This window comes from Aureimonas phyllosphaerae (genome assembly GCF_900113065.1).
In the GTDB taxonomy this organism is placed as follows: Bacteria; Pseudomonadota; Alphaproteobacteria; order Rhizobiales; family Rhizobiaceae; genus Aureimonas; species Aureimonas phyllosphaerae.
This window is the reverse complement of record NZ_FOOA01000001.1, coordinates 351,558-371,387: the sequence shown is the minus strand read 5'-3', so window position 1 is coordinate 371,387 and position 19,830 is coordinate 351,558. Positions and strand designations below refer to the sequence as shown.

Annotated in this window: 21 protein-coding genes, 1 other RNA gene and 1 other annotated feature; of the genes, 10 read left to right on the top strand and 12 right to left on the bottom strand. The window is 68.6% G+C overall.

Features of this window, described 5'->3' with window-relative positions; all coding sequences use genetic code 11:
* Entirely contained in the window at positions 1-495 is a 495-nt protein-coding gene (locus BM175_RS01830; RefSeq protein WP_090958404.1) for a DUF3429 domain-containing protein, read from the top strand.
* A gap of 3 nt (positions 496-498) precedes the next feature.
* On the opposite strand, the gene pdeM is transcribed toward BM175_RS01830, so the two are convergent.
* Entirely contained in the window at positions 499-1,218 is a 720-nt protein-coding gene (pdeM, locus tag BM175_RS01825) for a ligase-associated DNA damage response endonuclease PdeM (RefSeq protein ID WP_090959116.1), read from the bottom strand.
* A 127-nt stretch (positions 1,219-1,345) separates the two neighbouring features.
* Positions 1,346-1,398: a sequence feature (sul1 is cis-regulatory element that is thought to sense ions involved in sulfur or methionine metabolism; They are found in Alphaproteobacteria), on the top strand.
* A gap of 74 nt (positions 1,399-1,472) precedes the next feature.
* On the opposite strand from pdeM, the gene BM175_RS01820 reads away from it, so the two are divergent.
* From BM175_RS01820 to BM175_RS01810, 3 genes are all read left to right on the top strand, one after another.
* On the top strand, positions 1,473-2,957 hold the full coding sequence (locus BM175_RS01820; protein ID WP_090959113.1) for a SulP family inorganic anion transporter: 1,485 nt from the start codon (positions 1,473-1,475) through the stop codon (positions 2,955-2,957).
* A gap of 159 nt (positions 2,958-3,116) precedes the next feature.
* Complete coding sequence (locus BM175_RS01815; RefSeq protein ID WP_090958402.1) at positions 3,117-3,824, top strand: bacteriorhodopsin; 708 nt, start codon at positions 3,117-3,119, stop codon at positions 3,822-3,824.
* A gap of 17 nt (positions 3,825-3,841) precedes the next feature.
* Complete coding sequence (locus BM175_RS01810) at positions 3,842-4,789, top strand: Brp/Blh family beta-carotene 15,15'-dioxygenase (protein ID WP_090958400.1); 948 nt, start codon at positions 3,842-3,844, stop codon at positions 4,787-4,789.
* Here the strand turns inward: BM175_RS01810 and BM175_RS01805 are convergent.
* The 3 genes from BM175_RS01805 to BM175_RS01795 form a co-directional block, all read right to left on the bottom strand.
* The gene (locus BM175_RS01805) at positions 4,777-7,338 is read right to left on the bottom strand and encodes a ligase-associated DNA damage response DEXH box helicase (protein ID WP_090958398.1); all 2,562 of its coding nucleotides are present in this window, start codon (positions 7,336-7,338) and stop codon (positions 4,777-4,779) included. The genes BM175_RS01810 and BM175_RS01805 overlap by 13 nt on opposite strands.
* Positions 7,339-7,377: 39 nt before the next feature.
* Positions 7,378-8,055, bottom strand: coding sequence for a YitT family protein (locus BM175_RS01800; protein WP_090958396.1), 678 nt, complete (start codon positions 8,053-8,055; stop codon positions 7,378-7,380).
* 82 nt (positions 8,056-8,137) lie between these two features.
* Entirely contained in the window at positions 8,138-9,052 is a 915-nt protein-coding gene (locus BM175_RS01795; RefSeq protein ID WP_090958394.1) for a class I SAM-dependent DNA methyltransferase, read from the bottom strand.
* A 99-nt stretch (positions 9,053-9,151) separates the two neighbouring features.
* On the opposite strand from BM175_RS01795, the gene BM175_RS01790 reads away from it, so the two are divergent.
* The gene (locus tag BM175_RS01790; protein WP_090958392.1) at positions 9,152-10,183 is read left to right on the top strand and encodes a ligase-associated DNA damage response exonuclease; all 1,032 of its coding nucleotides are present in this window, start codon (positions 9,152-9,154) and stop codon (positions 10,181-10,183) included.
* Between the two features lie 3 nt (positions 10,184-10,186).
* Here the strand turns inward: BM175_RS01790 and BM175_RS01785 are convergent, their stop codons facing one another.
* Positions 10,187-10,546, bottom strand: a complete 360-nt coding sequence (locus BM175_RS01785; protein WP_090958390.1) for a DUF1428 domain-containing protein — start codon at positions 10,544-10,546, stop codon at positions 10,187-10,189.
* Positions 10,547-10,574: 28 nt separating this feature from the next.
* Positions 10,575-11,003 (bottom strand): VOC family protein, encoded by a 429-nt coding sequence (locus BM175_RS01780; RefSeq protein WP_090958388.1) that lies wholly within the window; start codon positions 11,001-11,003, stop codon positions 10,575-10,577.
* Positions 11,004-11,083: 80 nt separating this feature from the next.
* Here BM175_RS01780 and BM175_RS01775 point away from each other — a divergent pair, with 80 nt between their 5' ends.
* Complete coding sequence (locus tag BM175_RS01775; protein WP_090958386.1) at positions 11,084-11,797, top strand: winged helix-turn-helix transcriptional regulator; 714 nt, start codon at positions 11,084-11,086, stop codon at positions 11,795-11,797.
* A gap of 3 nt (positions 11,798-11,800) precedes the next feature.
* On the opposite strand, the gene BM175_RS01770 is transcribed toward BM175_RS01775, so the two are convergent.
* The 5 genes from BM175_RS01770 to gap all read right to left on the bottom strand — a co-directional run bounded on the left by BM175_RS01770 (position 11,801) and on the right by gap (position 17,325).
* Positions 11,801-13,591: a glucan ABC transporter ATP-binding protein/ permease gene (locus BM175_RS01770; protein ID WP_090959110.1), complete on the bottom strand. Its 1,791-nt coding sequence runs from the start codon at positions 13,589-13,591 to the stop codon at positions 11,801-11,803.
* Positions 13,592-13,759: 168 nt separating this feature from the next.
* Positions 13,760-14,461, bottom strand: a complete 702-nt coding sequence (locus tag BM175_RS01765) for an SGNH/GDSL hydrolase family protein (protein ID WP_090959107.1) — start codon at positions 14,459-14,461, stop codon at positions 13,760-13,762.
* Positions 14,462-14,507: 46 nt separating this feature from the next.
* On the bottom strand, positions 14,508-15,701 hold the full coding sequence (locus tag BM175_RS01760; RefSeq protein WP_090958384.1) for a phosphoglycerate kinase: 1,194 nt from the start codon (positions 15,699-15,701) through the stop codon (positions 14,508-14,510).
* A 40-nt stretch (positions 15,702-15,741) separates the two neighbouring features.
* Positions 15,742-16,302: a putative glycolipid-binding domain-containing protein gene (locus tag BM175_RS01755; RefSeq protein WP_090958382.1), complete on the bottom strand. Its 561-nt coding sequence runs from the start codon at positions 16,300-16,302 to the stop codon at positions 15,742-15,744.
* 9 nt (positions 16,303-16,311) lie between these two features.
* Positions 16,312-17,325, bottom strand: coding sequence for a type I glyceraldehyde-3-phosphate dehydrogenase (gene gap / locus BM175_RS01750; RefSeq protein ID WP_090958380.1), 1,014 nt, complete (start codon positions 17,323-17,325; stop codon positions 16,312-16,314).
* A 416-nt stretch (positions 17,326-17,741) separates the two neighbouring features.
* Between gap and BM175_RS01745 the strand changes: the two genes are divergently transcribed.
* The 4 genes from BM175_RS01745 to BM175_RS01730 all read left to right on the top strand — a co-directional run bounded on the left by BM175_RS01745 (position 17,742) and on the right by BM175_RS01730 (position 19,281).
* Entirely contained in the window at positions 17,742-18,023 is a 282-nt protein-coding gene (locus BM175_RS01745) for a DUF4164 domain-containing protein (RefSeq protein ID WP_090959105.1), read from the top strand.
* Positions 18,024-18,050: 27 nt separating this feature from the next.
* Entirely contained in the window at positions 18,051-18,416 is a 366-nt protein-coding gene (locus tag BM175_RS01740) for a cell division protein ZapA (protein ID WP_090958378.1), read from the top strand.
* Between the two features lie 59 nt (positions 18,417-18,475).
* Positions 18,476-18,634: non-coding RNA, 6S RNA (gene ssrS, locus BM175_RS01735), on the top strand.
* A gap of 53 nt (positions 18,635-18,687) precedes the next feature.
* The gene (locus BM175_RS01730; protein WP_090958376.1) at positions 18,688-19,281 is read left to right on the top strand and encodes a 5-formyltetrahydrofolate cyclo-ligase; all 594 of its coding nucleotides are present in this window, start codon (positions 18,688-18,690) and stop codon (positions 19,279-19,281) included.
* Here the strand turns inward: BM175_RS01730 and BM175_RS01725 are convergent.
* The gene (locus BM175_RS01725) at positions 19,232-19,777 is read right to left on the bottom strand and encodes a CAP domain-containing protein (RefSeq protein WP_090958374.1); all 546 of its coding nucleotides are present in this window, start codon (positions 19,775-19,777) and stop codon (positions 19,232-19,234) included. The two genes, BM175_RS01730 and BM175_RS01725, sit on opposite strands and share 50 nt — an antisense overlap.
* Between the last annotated feature and the right edge of the window lie 53 nt (positions 19,778-19,830).

The window sequence follows — 19,830 nt, the reverse complement described above, 5'->3', positions numbered from 1 at the left end:
ATGCACGACGACGCTTCATCCGCCCTGCCGCGCAGCCGGGCCGAGCAGATGGTCCGCGCGGCCTGGATTCTTGGCCTCGGCGGCCTGGTGCCCTTCTTCGTCGGCGCCTGGATGATCGTGACGGGGTCCGAGGTCATCCCACTTCCCGATCTGCCCTTCGTGGTCCTCTCCTACGGCGCGGTGATCCTGTCCTTCCTCGGCGGCATCCGCTGGGGCGCGGCGCTGAACGAGCCAGGCCGCCAGAGCCCGACGACGCTGGCGCAGTCCGTCATCCCGGCGATCTTCGCCTGGGTCTGCACGCTGCTTCCCTCGCCGTGGTCCTTCGTCGGGCTGGCGGTCGCCTTCGCCGTGCAGGGGGTCTGGGACGTCACGGCAATCCGTGCCGGGCGCATCACGACGCCTTGGTTCGCGCCGCTGCGCATCGTGCTCACCGTCGGTGCGGTCGTCGCGCTGGCGATCACTGCCTATGCCTCGGCGCAGCCGCTGGCCTACTGAGGCTCAGCCACGGCTGAGCGAGGCGAACGGGATCGGATAGATCCGCGCCGCGCCGATCACGTAGGCGCGCGCCGTCTCTGGCCGGAACAGGCCGGCGAACGGCGCGCTGAGGACGTTCAGCCCGCCAGTCGTCACGCCGAAGGACGGCATCACCATGCGCGCGCCGTCGCTGGCGAAGCACGGACCCCGTACGCTGCGACCGTTGCCGCTGACGCGCGCGGACGGATGCAGATGGCCGGCGACCTCGCCGGCCCGTGCCCCTGGCGTCGGCTCATGCCGGAAATGCCAGGGCCCGATCGAAACCTCCTCGGCGCAGACCCCACCGAGACCGGCGGGCGGTTCCGGATCATGGTTGCCCTCGATCCAGATCCAGTCGCGGCCGGCCATCGCGGCCTTGAGGCGGGTGCGCGGCTCGTCTGGCATCAGGCCCGCGCCATGCCGGTCGTGGAAGCTATCGCCGAGCGCCACGACGACGTGCGGCTGGTAGCGGTCGAGCGCGGCCTCCAGCAGCAGGAGCGTCGCCTGCGTGTCGTAGGGCGGCAGGAACATGCCGCGCCGGGCAAAAGCCGCGCCCTTTTCGAGATGGAGGTCGGAGACGACCATCAGCCGCTCGGCCGGCGCATAGAGGACGCCGGAGGGGTCGCACACGACGTCGCCGCCGTTCAGCACCGTCTCGAACCCCGGCGCTTCGCCCTGCCGCATCCGGCGATGGATCATGTTCATGCGTTCTGCGTCCGGGTCGTCCATGTTCCTGAAGCGTTCTTGGAATCGATAAATGGCGGCGAAGGCAAGGCGGTGCGACGATCGGCACTTGATTCCGGCGCCGGTGCAAGACATTAAGAAACTGCACAATGGACCCGGCGCGCCGGGTGGCTATGCCGGGCGCCTATCCCTCGGCCAATCCAGCGACGTCCAGACTCCTCGCGATCGAGCCCTAAGGGCTTCCGGCGTCGCCGAGATCCTCGTTGTTTCCGCTCATGTTTTCGACCGATAACCTCCGGGCCGAATGGCTCGGCAATGTCCGTGGCGATCTTTTGTCCGGCCTCGTGGTGGCGCTCGCGCTCATTCCCGAGGCGATCGCCTTCTCCATCATCGCGGGCGTCGACCCGCAGGTGGGACTCTACGCCTCGTTCTCCATCGCCGTCCTGACCGCCATCTTCGGCGGCCGGCCCGGCATGATCTCGGCCGCCACCGCGGCGACCGCCGTCCTCATGGTCACGCTGGTGCGCGACCACGGGCTGCAATACCTCTTCGCCGCGACGGTGCTGGCGGGCCTCGTGCAGATGGCGGCCGGGTTTCTCCGGCTCGGCGACCTCATGCGCTTCGTCTCGCGCTCGGTGATGACCGGCTTCGTCAACGCATTGGCGATCCTGATCTTTCTGGCCCAGATGCCCGAGCTGATCGGCGTTCCCGACATGACCTACGTTCTGGTCGCCGCCGCGCTCGCCATCATCTACCTCTTCCCGTATGTGACCAAGGCGATCCCGTCACCGCTGGTGGCGATCGTCGCGATCACGGCCGTGGTCCTCGCCTTCGGCATCGACGTGCGCACGGTCGGCGACATGGGCCAGCTTCCGTCGAGCTTCCCGAGCTTCTTCCTGCCCGACGTGCCCTTCAATCTCGAGACGTTGCAGATCATCCTGCCCTATTCGGTGGCGATCGCACTGGTCGGGCTTCTGGAGTCGCTGATGACCGCCCAGGTCGTCGACGATCTCACCGACACCGGCTCGGACAAGAATCGCGAATGCTTCGGGCAGGGCATCGCCAACTTCGTCACCGGCTTCTTCGGCGGCATGGCGGGCTGCGCGATGATCGGCCAGTCCGGCATCAACATCCGCTCGGGCGGCCGCGGGCGTCTGTCCTGCTTGTTTGCGGGCGTCGCGCTCCTCTTCCTGATCGTCGTGCTCGGCAACTGGGTCGCCGTGATCCCGATGCCGGCGCTCGTCGCCATCATGATCATGGTCTCGATCGGCACGTTCGACTGGGCTTCGCTGAAGAGCCTTGTCACGCATCCGCGTCGCTCCTCCGTCGTGATGCTGACGGTGGTCGTGATCGTGGTCTGGACCCACAATCTCGCGCTCGGCGTGTTTGCGGGCGTGCTCCTGTCGGGCCTTTTCTTCGCGTCCAAGATCGCCCAGATCTTCGCGGTCACCAGCGTCGCGTCGAACGACGGGCGCGCACGGACCTATGTCGTCGAGGGACAGGTCTTCTTCGCCTCGGCCGGGCGCTTCCTGGAAAGCTTCGATTTCCGGGAGCCGCTGTCGCATGTCACGATCGACGTCAGCCGCGCCCATATCTGGGACCTCACCGGCGTCGGTGCCTTAGACAAGGCGGTCCTGAAATTCCGAAAGGCCGGCGTTGCCGTCGAAGTCGTCGGCCTCAACGCGGCCTCGCAGACGATCGTCGACAAGCTGACGATCCAGAACCGGGCCGACGCGCTGGAACTGCCGGCGGGCCACTGACGACGACGAGGCGACGCGGAAATTCGCCGCGTCGCTTCGCTTTCAGTGCTTCCGAATGGTCCCGGAAATGCCTGCGACGACTAAACCATCCGTAAGGGCGGAACTTCGGTAACGCCTCCGTGTTCGCACAGAACCTTCGCTCCTCAAGGTTTCGTGATCATGGAAAGCACCGCCCTGTTGATCGGCTTCGTCGCGATGTCGGTCGGCTCCCTCGCCATCTACGCGACGGGCTCGAAGTCCAATGCGATCCGCCATCACACGCAGATCCACGCGCTCGTCCCGTTCATCGCTGCGACCGCCTATCTCGCGATGTATCTCGGCAATTTCGTCTGGGATCGCGGCGATGGCGCCCTGGTCTACCTGCCGCGCTACGTGGACTGGATCTTCACGACGCCACTCCTTCTGGCCGGCCTCGTGGCGCTGGCCCTGCATGAACACCCGCGTCAGGGCGGCTACCTCACCGCCATCATCGGCCTCGATGCGCTGATGATCCTCGCCGGTCTTCTGTCGGCCATCAGCCTCGACGGCACGACCCGCCTGATTTGGTTCCTGTGGTCCTGTGCGGCGTTCGCGGGCGTCTACTACCTTCTCTGGGGCCCGCTGCGCGAGCGCTCCGCCAACTACGGCGGCGACCTCGACAAGGTCTATCGCCAGAACGCGCTGCAGCTCTCGGTCGTCTGGCTGGCCTACCCGGTGGTTTTCGCGCTCGGACCTGAGGGCTTCGGCACGATCTCGTCGGCCGCCAGCATCTGGGCAATCCTCGTTCTCGATGTCGCCGCCAAGGTCGGCTATGGCCTCCTCGTGGGCGAGCGGCTGAAGACAGCCGAGCCGGAGCTGGAGCGCCGCGAGGCGCGGCGTCTGGCCTGACGACCGGGGGGCGGTGGATGACGCTCGTCGCCGACAAGCCGGTCGCATCTAGAGCGGTCGGGGCAGCAGCCGGCCCGGCCGTGTCCGGGCGTCTCGTCGCTGCGGCGGGCTTTGCCGTCCTCGCCTTTGCAGCCGACGGGGCGAGAGGTTCAGCGCCTCTCGCCTTCGCGGCCGTCCTGATCCTAGCCGTCGGACTGCCGCACGGGGCGAGCGACCATCTCCTGGCGCTGCGCGGCGAGCCGCCACGGCCTCAACTGGGACGCCTGACGGCCTTCCTCGCGGCCTATCTCGGCGCGGCCGGGGCAATGCTCGCCTTCTGGCAAGCTTCGCCCGGTGTCGTGCTCGCCGCCTTCCTGCTCCTATCGGCGGTGCATTTCGCGATCGACGACGTCCATGCCCGATCCTGGAAGGCCCGCACGGCGGAACGGTTCGCACGCGGCCTGATGCCGATCACACTGCCGGCGCTCCTGCACGAGGATGCGCTCGCGCAGCTGTTCGGACTGCTGTCGACGCCGCAGGACGGGATCACCCTCGCGCGCCTCGCCGGATGGCTCGCGCCGCTGGTCCTCCTTGCTGCGGTCGGTGCCGCTCTTTCTCGGGTTCGGCATCGCGATCGCGAAGGCGCCGCGGAGATCGCGCTCGGCGCCACGGCGTTGATCGTCTTCTCTCCACTGGTCGGCTTCGCCCTCGTCTTCGCCCTGATCCACAGCCACGGCGAGACACGTGAGAGAATGCAGCGGCTCGACCTGCCGACCCTGCCTGCGTATCTGCGTGCCTGCGCACCGACGCTCGTTGGTGCGGCCCTCTTCTTCGCCGGATTGGCGCTATGGCTGTCACAGGGGCCGGCGCCGGCTCTCGGCTCGATCTTCATCGGCCTCGCGGCGCTCACCGTGCCGCACATGCTGGTGACACCGCTGTTCACCCGGGACGGCACGGCCAGCGGCGCGTCGCCTCAGCGCAGGTAGTTCGATCGGAAGTCCTTCACTTCGCCGAGCGCCTTGATGATCAGCTCCTCCTCCATCGCCTCGGCGAGGAGGTCGTCGCGGGCCTCGCCCTCGATGCGTTCGCGCCCGGCCTCCAGCATGATCGGCACGGCGAGCGGCGAGATCTCCTCGAGGTCCTTGTGCAGAATGTGGCGCTTGATGCGGGCAAGGAGGTCCGACACGCGCTTGACGTCGAGAAGGCCGGTCGCCGCGTCCGCCCAGGTTGCCCGCAGGAGGATGTGGTCGGGCTCGTGCGCCCGCAGGACGTCGTAGACGAGGTCGGACGAGACTGTCATCTGCCGCCCGGTCTTCTCGCGTCCCGGCTGGCGCTTCATCACGAGGCCCGCGATCACGGCGCACTGGCGGAAGGTCCGCTTCAGGAGCCAGCTGTCGGCCATCCAGGCCTCCAGATCGTCGCCCAGCATGTCCTCGTCGAAGAGGTCTTCCAGCGACAGCTTGCCCGACCCGATCATCTCGCCCATGTCGGCGCGTCCCCAGATGGAGAGGGCGTAGTCGGTGGCGACGAAGCCGAGCGGCTTGGCGCGCGCGCGCTCCAGCCGGCGTGTGAGGAGCATGCCGAGCGTCTGGTGCGCGAGGCGGCCCTCGAACGGATAGGCGACCATGAAGAAGCGGTTGCCGTTGGGAAAGGTCTCGATCAGGAGGTCGTTCGGTCCGGGGATCGCGGACTTGCGCTTCTGGATCGCGAGCCACTCGCCGACTTGGGAGGGCAGGGCGCCCCACTGCGTCGGGTCGGCCAGCATCTCGCGCACCTTGGCCGCGAGGAAGGTGGTCAGCGGAAACTTCTGGCCGCCGTAATAGGGGACCTTCGCCTCGTCGTCCCGCGTCTTGGTGACGAGGCATTCCATCTCGTGGATGCCTTCGAACTTCAGCACCTGGCCGGAGAACAGGAACGTGTCCCCGATGGCCAGCGTCTCGAGGAAGTTCTCCTCGATCTTGCCGAGCACCGGCCCGCCGCGCGCCATGCCACTCTTCGTCTTGGCGCGGATGAGGCGCACGAGGAGCGCTTCCGACTCGATGATCGTGCCGGCGTTCATCCGGTAGCCCTGCACCACGGACGGGTGCGTCACACGCCACGTTCCGTCCTCGGTCAGGCGGATCTTGGCGTAGCGGTCGTAGACGCGGAGCGAATAGCCGCCGGTCGCGACGAAATCGACGACGCGGTCGAACGTGTCGCGGTCGAGATCGCGATAGGGGGAAGCGGTGACGACCTCGCCATAGAGGTCCTCGGAGCGGAAGGGCGCGGCGCAAGCCATGCCGAGGACGTGCTGCGCCAGCACGTCGAGGCAGCCCTCGCGCATCGGCGGCGAGTCCTGCGCGCCGAGATAGTTGGCATCGAGCGCCGCCTGGCACTCCATCACCTCGAAGCGGTTGGCCGGCACGAGGATGGCGCGCGACGGCTCGTCCATCCGATGGTTGGCGCGGCCGATCCGCTGGGCAAGGCGGGAGGCGCCCTTCGGCGCGCCAACATGCACGACGAGATCGACGTCGCCCCAGTCGATGCCGAGGTCGAGCGTCGAGGTCGCGACCACGGCGCGCAGCTCGTTGGCCGCCATCGCCGCCTCGACGCGGCGGCGCTGCGCCACGTCGAGCGAGCCGTGGTGAAGCGCGATCGGCAGCGTCTCCTCGTTGATGCGCCAGAGCTCCTGGAACAGGAGTTCGGCCTGGGAGCGCGTGTTGACGAAGAGCAGCGTCGTGCGGTGCTGCTTGATCGCCTCGTAGATCTCCGGCATCGCGTAGCGCGCCATGTGCCCCTGCCAGGGCACGCGCTCGCGCGATTTCAGGATGGTGATCTCGGGCTTGGCGCCGCCGTCGACGACGATGAGATCGGCCATCGGCGATGCGTCCGGCCCCTGCGCGACCAGCCATTCGCGCAGCTCGTCCGGGTCGGTGACGGTCGCGGACAGGCCGATCGTCTGGATCGCGGGGCGGAGGCGCCTGAGACGCGCAAGGCCGAGCGCCAGGAGATGGCCGCGCTTGGAGGCGACGAGCGAATGCAACTCGTCGAAGATCACGTAGCGGAGGTCGGAGAAGAAGCTGTCCGCGTCCGGCGCCGAGATCAGCAGCGCCAGCTGCTCGGGCGTCGTCAGCATGATGTCGGGCGGCTTCAGTTTCTGGCGCTGGCGCTTGGCCTGCGAGGTGTCGCCGGTGCGCGCCTCGAGGGAAATCGACAGGCCGATCTCGTCGACCGGCTTTTCGAGGTTGCGTCGAATGTCGGTGGCGAGCGCCTTCAGCGGCGAGATGTAGAGCGTGTGGATGCCGGGCGGCCGCGTGCCCGGCCGGCGCTTGCGCCGCCGCGAGAGATCGACCAGCGCCGGCAGGAAGCCCGCCAGCGTCTTGCCGGCGCCCGTCGGCGCGATCAGGAGCACCGAAGCGCCGTTCTCGGCGCGCTGGAGGAGATCGAGCTGGTGCGGGCGCGGCGACCAGCCCTTTTGCGCGAACCAACGCAGGAACGCCTCCGGCAGGTCGAAGCCGGGCAGGTCGCGGGGCGGTGTGGAGAGCGGCGCTGTCACCTCCGGGAGGTAAGGCCGCCATCGGCTTTCGCCAAGACGTCAGACCGCGAGATAGCGGTCCGTGCGATGGTTGATCGCGAGGAAGAGGTTGAGCACCAGCGCGCCGAGGACCGAGTAGGCAACGGCGGCGGGCGAGACGGCCGCAAAGGCCGTGACCAGCACCACGAGATCGACGCAGAGCTGCGTCAGGCCAGCGCGCCAGCCGAACCGATCCTGCAGGTAGACGGCGAGGATGCCGATGCCGCCCGCCGAGGAGCGATGGCGGAACAGGGCCAGGAGGCCGAAGCCGAGCATCAGCCCGCCGAGGCAGGCGCCGAGCAGCGGGTCCACATAGGCAAAACGCAGGACGTCGGGGCTGAAGGCCGTCATCACCGAAAGGAGCGCGACGGCGAAGGCGGTCTTTATGGTGAAGGCGCGACCCATGCGGCCGATCGCCAGCGCATAGAAGGGCAGGTTGGCGATGAAGAAGACGAGGCCGAAGTTCCAGCCCGTGAGGTAGTGGACCACGAAGGCGAGGCCCGCCATGCCGCCGGTGAGAAAGCCGAGCGAGCCGAGGATCGAGATACCGACGGCCGTCAGCGTCACGCCCGCGATGACGCCGAGCGCATCCTCCCACGGGCTGTGGCGCGTGGCCGTGGACGCCCAGGAGCCGAAGCGATGGGCGCGGCGCGTGGTCTCGCGCTCGATGCGGTCTTCGGAGAGTTCTGCAGCGCTCATGGACCGGCTCCGTTCGCGTCGAAGCCGGGAGAGTAGCCGGCCCCCGCGCGCCGACCAGCGCTGACTGCGCATGGGTGCCATGTCAGCGCTTCCGGGCGACGACGAGGGTCCCCGCGATCGCCTCGCCCCGGTCGCGCCGGAGCGTCTCGGCGCTTCGGTTCACGACGGCGTAGCCGGCATCCTGCAGCGCGGCCTCGAGATAGTCGACCGAATGCGCGTAGCGCAGCGACGGGCGCAGGACGAAGCCCGCGTCGTCCTCGGCGCGCTCGGTCGAGAAGGCCAGCCAGCCGCCGGCGTCCTGGAGGCTCGCCGTGTGGGCGAAGACCGGCCGGAGGTCGCCGAGATAGGTGAGGACGTCGGCGGCGGTGACGAGGTCGTAGCCGCTGTCGCCCAAGCGCGGCGCGGCGAGGATGTCGCCCTCCAGAAGCGTGTCGTAAAGCCGCTTGCGACGCGCCTTCTCCAGCATCCCGGCGGACAGGTCGATGCCGTCGAGCCGGTCGCAGAGAGGTTTCAGCCGCTCGCCCATCAGCCCGGTGCCGCAGCCGAGGTCGAGCGCTGCGGCAAAGCGCGCGCCCGGCGCGGCGCGGTCGATGAGGTCGGAGAGGAGGTCGGGCACGCGGTATTCGAGCCGGCGCACCAGCGCGTCCTCGAACCCGTCCGCATACTGGTCGAAGAGCCCGGCGACGAAGGACGGGGAGGGCGCGTCGGGCACGGGCTCGGCCCCGAGCCGCGCAAGCTTCAGGCTGATCCCATAGGGATCGGCCTCGTCCCGGGCGAGCGCCTGCCGGAACACCGCGCTGGCCGCCTCGGTCTCACCGGCTTCCGCCAGGAATTCGCCCCAGCGGACCCGTCCGAGCAGCCAGTTCGGGGCTCGCTCCACGGCCTGTGCCATCAGATCGGCGGCGGCTGCCGTGTCCCCCGCCTTGGCATAGGCCTCGGCATATTCGGCGCGGCGGTCGGCGAGATCGTCGCCGGATCGGTGAAGGCTGGGGCGCAAGGGCTGTCGGTTCCGAGAGGGATCGTCGGCATATGCGGCGGCAGGCCCCCGCGGCGCAAGGGCTTTCGCGCGGTGAGCCGAGCCCTATCTCACCGGGCGATGGCGCGCTTCGAAGACCTCCTCCGACCGACCCCCAAGGGCCTCTACTGCCCGCCCGGCGATTTCTACATCGACCCGGTGAAGCCGGTCGAACGGGCGCTCGTCACCCACGGCCATGCCGACCACGCGCGCCCCGGCAACGAAAAGGTTCTGGCGACGCGTCGGACCCTTGCGATCATGGCGCTGCGCTACGGCGAGGAGTTCTGCACGACGCGGCAGGTGGCCGACTGGGGCCGGCCGATCGAGATCAACGGCGTCACCGTCTCGTTCCATCCCGCCGGCCATGTACTCGGCTCGGCCCAGATTCTTGTCGAATGGGGCGGGATGCGGATCGTCGCATCCGGCGACTACAAGCGTCGCGAGGACCCGACCGCGGAAGCCTTCGAGCCGGTTCCCTGCGATGTCTTCATCACGGAGGCGACCTTCGCGCTGCCGGTCTTCCGCCACCCGGAATCGCGCGGCGAGATGCGCAAGCTGATCGCCTCGACGCGGCAGTTTCCCGAGCGCGCCCATCTCGTCGGCGCCTATGCGCTGGGCAAGGCGCAGCGGGTCATCCGCATGCTGCGGGAGGAAGGATACGACGAGCCGATCTACATTCACGGCGCGTTGAAGCGGCTGTGCGAGTTCTATCAGGAGGAGGGGATCGACCTCGGCGAGTTGCGCCCCGCGACGATCGCGCGCGGCAAGGACGCCGAGGGCGCGGCGAAGGCGGAGTTCGCCGGCGCGATCATCGTCGGGCCGCCGTCGGCCTTCGCCGACAAGTGGGCGCGGCGCTTTCCCGATCCCGTCTCATGCTTCGCGTCCGGCTGGATGCGCGTGCGGGGTCGAGCGCGCCAGCGCGGCGTCGAACTGCCGCTGATCCTGTCGGATCACTGCGACTGGGACGAACTCGTCGAGACCATCGCCGAGATCGCGCCGCAAGAGGTCTGGGTCACGCACGGCCGCGAGGAGGCGCTGGTGCGCTGGTGCGCGCTCAAGGGCGTGCGCGCCCGCCCGCTCCACCTCGTCGGCTACGAGGACGAGGGCGACTGAGCCTCAGTCCGCGTCCTTCAGGATCACATCGAATCCGCCGAAGACCATGCGCTGGCCCGAGAACGGCATCTCCGTCTCGTCCATCTGCATGCGCGGATCGGTGAAGACCTTCTGCACGGCGTCGTCGCGCACCGCCTTCGACGGGTAGACGATCCAGGAGAAGACGACGTTCTCGCCGTCCTCCGCCTTCACCGCCATGCGGAAGTCCGTCACCTTGCCGTCCGGCAGGTCCGAGCCCCAGCATTCCACGACCTCGAGCGCGCCGTATTCGCGAAACAGCGGCGCGGCTCTGGCGGCGAGTTCCAGATAGGCTTGCTTGTTGGCTTCCGGCACGGGCACCAGAAACCCTTCGACATAGGCCATGAGTTCCTCCTCTCGCTTTGTGCGCCGTTCAGGCCGCGGCAGCTTCCGGGCCGTTCGCGACGGCGACCGGGTCCATCCACATCACCTCCCAGATATGGCCGTCCGGGTCCTCGTAGGATCGGCCGTACATGAAGCCGTATTCCTGTGTCGGGGTCGGATCGGCCTTCCCACCGGCCTCGACCGCCTTTCCGACCTCGGCGTCCACAGCCTCGCGGCTCGACGCCGACAGGCACAGGAGAACCTGGGCGCCCGCCTTGGCGTCGGCGATCGGTCGCGGCGAGAACTGCATGAACTTTTCATGCGTCAGCAACATCACGTGGATCGTATCGGAAACGACGATGCACGCGGCCGTGTCGTCGGAGAACTGAGGGTTCTTCGCGTGGCCGAGCGCCTCATAGAACGAGATCGAACGCTCGAGATCGCGAACGGGAAGATTGACGAAGATCAGTCTCGACACGGACCCCTCCTGGTACCGATGGGCCGCCGGATGCGGCACCGATTGGACAAGCGTGGACCCGTCGGTTATGAATTGCAACCATGAAGTCAGAATTAGTAACCAAAACTCCGCATCCGGGCGGCGTCGACGACCGGTGGTCCTACCGCGACGCCTGCGCCGCCGCGCATGCCTTGGAGATCGTCGGCGAGCGCTGGACGCTTCTGGTCATGCGGGAGTTGATCACGGGCCCGCGCCGGTTCAGCGACCTGCGCGCCGGCCTGCCCGGCATCAGCGCCAACGTCCTCGCGCAACGGCTGGAATGGCTGGCGAGCCTTGGCATCGTCGTGCGCCGCGAACTGCCGCCGCCATCCGGCGCGAAGGTCTACGAGCTGACTCCTTGGGGTATGGAGGCCGAGCCGATCTTCCGCGTCGTCGGCCGCTGGGGTTCGCGTTCGCCCTTTCACGATCCGACGGCGAGCTTCTCGACGGCGTCGCTGATGCTGTCGTTGCGCACGATGTTCGATCCGTCGCTGGCAGATGACGGCCGGATGCGGATCGGTTTCCAGATCGGGCGGGAAACGCTGCTCGCGGTTGTGGAGCATGGTGCGATCGACGTCGCCTCGCATCCGATCGACGAGGCGGACGCCGTTCTCGTCGGCGAGCCGCGGGTGATCGCCGCCGCGATCTACGGTGGGCAGAGCCTCGAGGCGCTGGAAGCCGGCGGCGTGCTGGTGGTGGAGGGCGATCGCGAGACCGCCCGCCGTTTCACGACCTTCTTTCCGCTACCGGAAAGGGCGCCCCGGCCGGCTGGCTGACGGCTATTCGGCCGCTTCGAGAAAGGCCGTCGGCGCCAGCGGCTCGGGCAGCTTGCGCAGCGACGAGACCCCGGCGTCGCGCGCCAGTCCGGCGAAGATGCCGCCCTGCGCCACGAGCTCGTCGAAGGTGCCCGTCTCCGCGATATGGCCTCCGTCCAGCACGATGATGCGGTCGGCCGAGCGGATGGTCGACAGCCGGTGCGCGATGACGAAGGTCGTTCGCCCCTTGCGCAGCCGCTCGAGCGCGCCCTGGAGGCGTGTCTCGGTCGCCGTGTCGAGCGCGGAGGTCGCCTCGTCTAGGATCAGGATCGGCGCGTCCTTTAGGAGCGCGCGGGCGATCGCGAGGCGCTGGCGCTCTCCGCCGGACAGGCCCAGCCCACGCTCGCCGACCATCGCCTCGAAACCTTCCGCCTTGCGGGCGATGAAGTCGGCGGCGCCGGACAGCCGGGCGGCCTCCTCGATCTCGGCCATCGTGGCTTCCGGGCGGCCGATCGCGATGTTCTCGCGGATGGTGCGGCTGAAGAGACCCGCCTCCTGAAAGACCACGCCGATCGACCCGCGCAGCGAGGTCAGCGTCACGTCGCGGATGTCCTGTCCGTCGATGGTGATGCGTCCGCATTCGGGATCGTAGGCGCGCTGGAGGAGCGACAGGGCGGTGGATTTGCCCGAGCCCGTCGGTCCGACGATCGCGATCGTCTCGCCCGGCCGTGCCTCGAAGTCGAGGCCGCGCACGGCGCCGGACCCTTGCGGGTAGCGGAAGGTGACGTTCTCGAAGCGCACGCGCCCTTCGGTGACATTCAGCGGCTGCGCGTCCGCACGTTCCACCACGTCGGTCCGCTCGCCAAGGACGGCGAAGAACTGCACCAGCATCGGCGCGCGCGAAAAGAGGCCCATCAGGAAGCCGGTCAACTGATCGAGCCGGCCGATCAGGAGCGTCGCAAAACCGACGAAGGACACGATCTCGCCGACGCTCGTCTGCCCGCGCGAGGCGAGGAACGCACCGTAGGCGAAGATCGAGACGATCGAGATGGACGAGGCGCCGCGCGTCAAAACCGCCATCACGGCCCACCAGTTGAGGACCGGGTATTGCGCGGCGAGGATTCGGTCGAGCGCCGAGCGCACGGAGCCGATCTCGCGTGGCACGGCGAGGAAGCTCTGGAGCATCGGCACGTTGCCGAACAGCTCGCCGACCGTACCCGAGACGCGGGTGAAGTGGCCTTCGACCTGCGCCTGACCGCCCGAGGTGCGGCGGACGACGGCAAGGTTCACCAGCGTGTAGACGACGATGAGCACGCCGAGGAGCAAAGCAAGGCGCCAGTTCATCCAGAAGGCGACAGGCAGCAGCACGGCGAGCGCCACGACGTTGCCGATCTGCTCGCGGAACAGCGGGAGCCAGAACGAGAACAGGGAGTCGACGCCTGAGATCATCACCCGCATCAGGCCGCCCGACTGCGAGCGCGAGTGGAACGAGGCCGGCAGCGCCAGAACGTGTTCGAGGAATGTGGCCATCGCGGCGAGGCGCCGGCGGTGCATCAGCCGGTCGGCGAGAAGCGAGATCGTCATCGCCGACAGGAACGAGACGAAGCTCGCGGCACCCCAGAGGAGCACGAGCGAGAGCGCGTTTCCGCCGGACAGAAGCGCGTTCACGGCATGGCCGAAGAGGACCGGCTCGGCCACTTGGATGCCTGCGACGGCCGTGCCGGCGAGGACGATGCCGGCGACGCGGCCGGCCTCGGGGCGCAGGAGCGCGATCGCCCGCGCATAGGCTTGGAAGGATTGGGAAGCGGCGGGCATGGGCGGGGCATCCAGGAGCGCGACCCGGCCGTCGGATCGCATGCGATGAAGTCGGCGCGCGCCTTTCCTTCGCTTTTCCGTCCGAATTGGGGCAGGTGCCCCTTGAAGCATGGATTTGTTGCGCTACGCGAGACTTTCACGCAAGCCTTGCGGCGAGATGGACGCGGCTCAGGCCGCTTTCGTGCGATCGCCCAGGAGATAAGGCGCCAGATGACCCGCCGTGTAGGCGGCGCCGTCGGCCGAGGCGTGGAAGCCGTCGCGCGAAAAGCCGGCCGGCTCGACTCGGGGCAGGGTGGTTGCGGGCACGACCCCGCGTTCCAGGCACAGGCGTGCACCGAGGCGTGCGAGAACGCGCTCGCGCAACGACAGCACCTTGGCGAGACCGCGTGGCAGGGCGGGCACGCGCAGCATGTCCACTGGCGGCGACCAGACGATGCGCGCGTCCGGCCAGCGGGCGCGCAGGGCATAGAGAAGACCCCCGAAGCCGCGCTTGAACCGGCGCGCAGTGTGGAAGTTCTTCACGTCGTTGGTGCCGATCGACAGGAGGATGTGCGTGAACCCCTCCGGAGCGACGTTCGGCACGATGTAGTCGCGCACGTCGGAGGAGACGGCGGAGTTGGAGCCGATCGCGCGCCAGCGCACGGCCTCGCCCGTCAGCGCGTGGAGACGCTCGGCAAGGCGGGCGGCGAGCCCGTCCTCCGCTCGGTCGACGCCGACACCGGCGGCCGACGAATCGCCGAGCACCAGAAGGCGGATCGGCGCCTCGTCATCCGACGCTCCGGCCGTTCCATGGAACGGCCCGGCCGGCGGCAACATACGCTCGATCGAGCGCCGGATGCCGATGCCCTGCCAGATATAGACGGGGAACATCAGCCAGGAGATGAGGGCGGGACGCACGATCCGATCCGCCGACGCCTCAGGCCTTCAGCGCGTCGACGCCCGGCAGCGGCTTGCCTTCCATCCATTCGAGGAAGGCACCGCCCGCCGTCGAGACATACGAGAACCGCTCGGACACGCCGGCCTGATTCAGCGCGGCGACCGTATCGCCGCCGCCGGCGACCGAGACGAGCTGGCCGGCCTCGGTGCGGCTCGCGGCATGGCGCGCGGCGGCCATCGTCGCCTTGTCGAAGGGCTGCAGCTCGAACGCGCCGAGCGGGCCGTTCCAGACCAGCGTCTTCGACTTGTCGATCCACTCGGTGATCGCGCCGACCGAGGCCGGGCCGACGTCGAGGATCATGGCGTCGGACGGCACGCGATCGACCGGCACGGTCTCGTTCTCGGCGTTCGCCTTGAACTCGCGTGCGACCACGGCGTCGACGGGCAGGAGGATGGTGCAGCCGCTCGTCTCGGCGGCCGCGAGAATCGCCTTGGCGGTGTCGGCGAGATCGTGCTCGCAAAGCGACTTGCCGACGTCCTTGCCCTGGGCGGCCAGGAACGTGTTGGCCATGCCGCCGCCGATCACGAGGCAATCGACCTTGGTGACGAGGTTCTGCAGGAGGTCGATCTTGGTCGAGACCTTGGCGCCGCCGACGATCGCGATCACCGGCTTCTCGGGCTGGCCGAGACCCTTTTCCAAAGCCTCGAGCTCGGCCTGCATGGTGCGGCCGGCATAGGACGGCAGGTGATGAGCGAGGCCCTCCGTCGAGGCGTGGGCGCGGTGTGCCGCCGAGAAGGCGTCGTTGACGTAGATGTCGCCGAGCGCGGCCAGTCCGGATACGAAGGTCTCGTCGTTCGTCTCCTCGCCGTCGTGGAAGCGGGTGTTCTCGAGGAGAAGGACGTCACCGTCCTTCATATTGGCGACGATGCCGTCGGCGACCGGGCCGACGCAATCCTCGGCAAAGCCGACGGGCTGGCCGAGCTTCTCGGCGAGAACCGGCGCGATGGGGCCAAGCGACTGCGACGGGTCCACCTTGCCCTTCGGACGCCCGAAATGGGCGAGAAGGATCGCGCGGCCGCCCTTCTCGGCGATCTCGCGGATCGTCGGCAGGATGCGCTCGATACGCGTCGTATCGGTCACGACGCCGTCCTTCATCGGGACGTTGAGATCGACGCGCACCAGGACGCGCTTGCCCTGGAGGGCGGCATCGTCGAGCGTCTTGAACAGGGTCATCGCTGGGGCTCCGTCGGGAAAAAGGGGGAGGGTGTCGCGCTCAGGCGCGCCGGAAAAGGGTGGGATAGTCGATCACCAGCCCGTCCTCGTCCACCGGCAGCTCGGCCGTGAAGCCGCCATCGACCGCCTCGTAACGGTAGAGGCCGGGCGAGCGCTCAGCGTAGCGCTGTTCGTCCACCAGCGGCTCGAACGTGTCGAAGGGCACGTAGACCATGCGCAGCTCGGTCGGCTCTGCAAGCCGGCCGTCGAGGCGGCGGATAGGCAGGGTGTTGGTGAAGGGCGTGCCGGCGAGGTCGATGTCGATGCAGCCGTCGAGGTCAGTTCGGTGCGTGCCGTCCTCGCCCGTCCAGCGGCCGGGGGCCGCCTGCACCAGTGCAAGGCGCCGCCCGTGCGCCGTCTCGATGCGAAAGCGCGTCACGCGCCACGAGGCGTCGAGGTCGATCTCGTAGAAGACGCCGTAGGGCCGGTCGCCCCGGCTGCCGATCAGCGAGGAGCGCGCGACGACGCCGGTGGGCGTCGTCGCAAGATGGAGGTGCTCCATTCCCTCGCCCTCGGCGGGAGCCCAACGGACATCGCGTGAGGACAGGGGCCGGAACGGCATCGGCTGGGATCAGCCGGCGTTGTGCATGGCGATCGCGGTGTCCGACATGCGGTTGGAGAAGCCCCACTCGTTGTCGTACCAGGACAGGATGCGCACGAAGGTGCCACCCAGGACCTTCACCTGATCCATCGCGAAGATGGAGGAGTGCGGATCGTGGTTGAAGTCCACCGACACGTTCGGGTCGAGCGTGTAGCCGAGGATGCCCTTCAGCGGGCCTTCGGCGGCGGCGCGGATGGCGTTCTGCACTTCCTCCACCGAAGTGGCGCGCTTGGCGGTGAACTTGAAGTCCACCACCGAGACATTCGGCGTCGGCACGCGGATCGAGGAGCCGTCGAGCTTGCCCTTGAGCTGCGGCAGCACGAGGCCGAGGGCCTTGGCGGCGCCCGTCGAGGTCGGGATCATCGACAGGGCCGCGGCACGCGCCCGGTAGAGATCCTTGTGCATCGTGTCGAGCGTCGGCTGATCACCCGTGTAGGAGTGGATCGTGGTCATGAAGCCGGTCTCGATGCCGATGGCTTCGTCGAGCACCTTGGCGACCGGCGCGAGGCAGTTGGTGGTGCAGGAGGCGTTCGACACGATCTTGTCGCTCGCCTTCAGGGTATCGTGGTTCACGCCGAAGACGACGGTCTTCTCGTCGGCCGCGTTGGTCAGCGGGCCGGAGATCAGCACCTTCTTGGCGCCGGCTTCCAGATGCGCCGAGGCCTTGGCCGGATCGGTGAAGATGCCGGTGCACTCGAACGCGATGTCGACGTTGAGTTCCTTCCAGGGAAGGTTCTTCGGGTCGCGCTCGGCGCTGACCTTGATCGGGCCGCGGCCGACGTCGATCGTGTCGCCCGAGACCTTCACCTCGCCCGGGAAGCGGCCGTGGACCGAATCGTAGCGGATCAGGTGGGCGTTGGTCTCAACCGGGCCGAGATCGTTGATGCCGACCACCTCGATGTCGGTACGGCCGGACTCGATGATGGCGCGCAGGACGTTGCGCCCGATGCGACCGAAACCGTTGATGGCGACGCGGACTGCCATGGTCATTCTTCTCCTCAGGCGGCGAGGCCGGGATGGCCCGTCGAGTGCCGTCCGCAAGATCGGGACGGCGAATGCTTCTCGCCCGGCCCGACATAGGGCCGGTGCAGGACATTGTCAGCCGCAGCGCGGGAAACGGGAGACGACGGGCGGCAGGCCGGGCGCGGCGGGCGCGCGGGACGCAGAGGGCATGCCGGCACGGTATCTGGACCGCTTTCCTCCGGGATTCGGGCCGCGGGAAGAGGCTACATCGTTCGGCCCGCACACATCATAGGTCCCGAGCGCCTGTCAATCGCGGCCGATCCATGCGCGCCTTTCGCTTTTCAAATCGGTCGGGGGCACGATAAAGCAGGACAGCCTTGAACGAAGTGCCCGGCGGATCGGGGCGCGGGTGCGATTCCTTCGAAGGAGGCAGGATGATGGATGCGGCCAGTCCGCTCGGCGAGGCGACGCTTCGCCTGCAGAAGGCCCTCGAACGGCTCGAGGACGCGGTGGACGCGCGCATGTCGCGCGACCACGTGGTCCTGTCGGTCGAGGAGGAGGTGCAGCGCATGACGGCCGACCGCTCCCGGCTGGCGAGCGAGCTCGACACCGCGCTGACGCGCGCCCAGCGCCTCGAGGCCGCCAACCGCGAGGTCTCGCGCCGCCTCGTCACCGCGATGGAATCCATCCGAGACGTCCTCGCCGAACGACGCGCCTGACGCGCGCTCCAGGAAGAAGCCGAGCCCATGTCCCAGATCGCAGTCACCATCGACGGCAAGACCTACCGCATGGCCTGCGCCGAGGGCGAGGAGGAGCATCTCCTCGGTCTCGGCGCCGGGCTCGATGCCCGCGTCTCGCAGCTGCGCGGCAGCTTCGGCGAGATCGGCGACCTCCGGCTGATGGTCATGGCCGCCCTGATGGTGGCCGACGAACTCGACGAGGCGAAGGGCAAGCTCGCGGCAGCCCATGCCGAGATCACCGAGCTGCAGGAACGCGAGGCGCAGGCCGCCGGTGGCGCGCGGGCGGGCGACGCGCGCCTCACCGAGCATCTTCTCGGCGTGTCGGAGATCGTCGAGCGCATCGCGGCCAAGCTCGAAAGCGGACGCCGCTGACGAAAAAGCGCGCCGCGCGGCCATGGAAAGGCCGTGACGGGAGTGCTATATCTCGTCTCGGCGGGCTGCGCGGTTCGACAGGGATAACTTATTCCCCGGGGCCTTACGCATCCCTAAGGGAGCTGTTCCTGCCTCGGCCCGTGGGCTGGGGCATACGGCGCCCACCTACTCTGTAGGTTCCCGGGATCGATCTTCTCATCGGCCGAGGTGGCTCGCCACTCCTCCCGCCTTTCGCTATGGGCAGCTTCGCGCGTTTCGCACCGAGGAAGCCATGTCCGACATCGCAGCCGCCAAGGCCGACCTTCGCCGCATGGCCCGCGCCCGGCGCGAGGCGCTGACGCCGGGCGCACGGATCGAGGCGGCCTTCGCACTGGCCGAGCACGTCGCCCGCGACACCCTGTTCGAGACGGTCGATGTCGTCGGCGCCTATCTTCCCATCGGTTCCGAAATCGATCCACGCCCGGCGATGATGGCGCTCGCCGACCGCCGGCTGCGTCTCGCCGCGCCCGCGATCGTGAATGGCGATCTCGAGTTCCGAGAGCTTCTGCGCGACGGCGAACTGGTCGCGCAGGGGCACGGCACCGTCGCGCCGGGCGCGGCGGCTCGGGTGCTCGCCCCCGACGTCCTTCTCGTGCCGCTCCTTGCCTTCGACCGGCGCGGCGCGCGGATCGGTTACGGGCGTGGCTTCTATGACCGGGCGATCGCCCGTCTTCTCGCGGTGAAGCCGGGGCTCGTCACCATCGGCCTCGCCTTCGATGCGCAGGAGGTGGCCGAGGTGCCGGTCGAGCCGCACGACCGGTTCCTCGACCGCATCCTCACGGAAAGCGGAGTTCGGGTCCCCAGCGCAACGGCTTCTCCGCGCTAGGCTTGGCCGGATACTTCGACGGGCTGGCGAGGACCTGCGCCCAATAGGGGCGCGGGTTCCCCGGCACCTGCGCGCCCGCAAAGCCGATCTGCGTGACGTTGGGGTTGAGGAGGTTCTTCCGGTGGCCCGGCGAATGGATCCAGCCGACCATCGCTTCGTCGTAGGTCTTGTAGCCGCGCGCGATGTTCTCGGCCGTCGTGCCCCAGCGGTAGCCCACCCGCTCGACCCGGCCGGGCAGGGCGCCGTCGACCGCATGGTCCATCTTGTCGCGGCGCGCCATCGCCTCGCTCTGTGCGGCGGCGGCGGCCATCAGCCGCTCGTCCACCGTCAGCGGCTTCAGGCCGTTCTCGGCGCGGAACGCGTTGACCGCCGCAAGGCCCCGGTCGCGGTCGATCCGGAGGTCGGCGACAGAGGACGGGGTCATCCCCGTCGAGGCGCATCCTGCCAACAGCGAGGCCGCGAGGACCGCGGCCGCCGTTTTCATGCTCGTCTTCATTCGTCCGGTCGTCCTGCCTGCCACCACCCTCGCAACGCGAGCCTGCCCGCGCT

Bases quoted from the DNA above. Each gene is read 5' to 3' on its own strand.
- BM175_RS01830 (WP_090958404.1), top strand. From the start codon at position 1: ATGCACGACGACGCTTCATCCGCCCTGCCGCGCAGCCGGGCCGAGCAG.
- pdeM (WP_090959116.1), bottom strand. From the start codon at position 1,218: ATGAACATGATCCATCGCCGGATGCGGCAGGGCGAAGCGCCGGGGTTC.
- BM175_RS01820 (WP_090959113.1), top strand. From the start codon at position 1,473: ATGTTTTCGACCGATAACCTCCGGGCCGAATGGCTCGGCAATGTCCGT.
- BM175_RS01815 (WP_090958402.1), top strand. From the start codon at position 3,117: ATGGAAAGCACCGCCCTGTTGATCGGCTTCGTCGCGATGTCGGTCGGC.
- BM175_RS01810 (WP_090958400.1), top strand. From the start codon at position 3,842: ATGACGCTCGTCGCCGACAAGCCGGTCGCATCTAGAGCGGTCGGGGCA.
- BM175_RS01800 (WP_090958396.1), bottom strand. From the start codon at position 8,055: ATGAGCGCTGCAGAACTCTCCGAAGACCGCATCGAGCGCGAGACCACG.
- BM175_RS01790 (WP_090958392.1), top strand. From the start codon at position 9,152: ATGGCGCGCTTCGAAGACCTCCTCCGACCGACCCCCAAGGGCCTCTAC.
- BM175_RS01785 (WP_090958390.1), bottom strand. From the start codon at position 10,546: ATGGCCTATGTCGAAGGGTTTCTGGTGCCCGTGCCGGAAGCCAACAAG.
- BM175_RS01775 (WP_090958386.1), top strand. From the start codon at position 11,084: ATGAAGTCAGAATTAGTAACCAAAACTCCGCATCCGGGCGGCGTCGAC.
- BM175_RS01770 (WP_090959110.1), bottom strand. From the start codon at position 13,591: ATGCCCGCCGCTTCCCAATCCTTCCAAGCCTATGCGCGGGCGATCGCG.
- BM175_RS01765 (WP_090959107.1), bottom strand. From the start codon at position 14,461: ATGTTCCCCGTCTATATCTGGCAGGGCATCGGCATCCGGCGCTCGATC.
- BM175_RS01760 (WP_090958384.1), bottom strand. From the start codon at position 15,701: ATGACCCTGTTCAAGACGCTCGACGATGCCGCCCTCCAGGGCAAGCGC.
- BM175_RS01755 (WP_090958382.1), bottom strand. From the start codon at position 16,302: ATGCCGTTCCGGCCCCTGTCCTCACGCGATGTCCGTTGGGCTCCCGCC.
- gap (WP_090958380.1), bottom strand. From the start codon at position 17,325: ATGGCAGTCCGCGTCGCCATCAACGGTTTCGGTCGCATCGGGCGCAAC.
- BM175_RS01745 (WP_090959105.1), top strand. From the start codon at position 17,742: ATGGATGCGGCCAGTCCGCTCGGCGAGGCGACGCTTCGCCTGCAGAAG.
- BM175_RS01740 (WP_090958378.1), top strand. From the start codon at position 18,051: ATGTCCCAGATCGCAGTCACCATCGACGGCAAGACCTACCGCATGGCC.
- BM175_RS01730 (WP_090958376.1), top strand. From the start codon at position 18,688: ATGTCCGACATCGCAGCCGCCAAGGCCGACCTTCGCCGCATGGCCCGC.
- BM175_RS01725 (WP_090958374.1), bottom strand. From the start codon at position 19,777: ATGAAGACGAGCATGAAAACGGCGGCCGCGGTCCTCGCGGCCTCGCTG.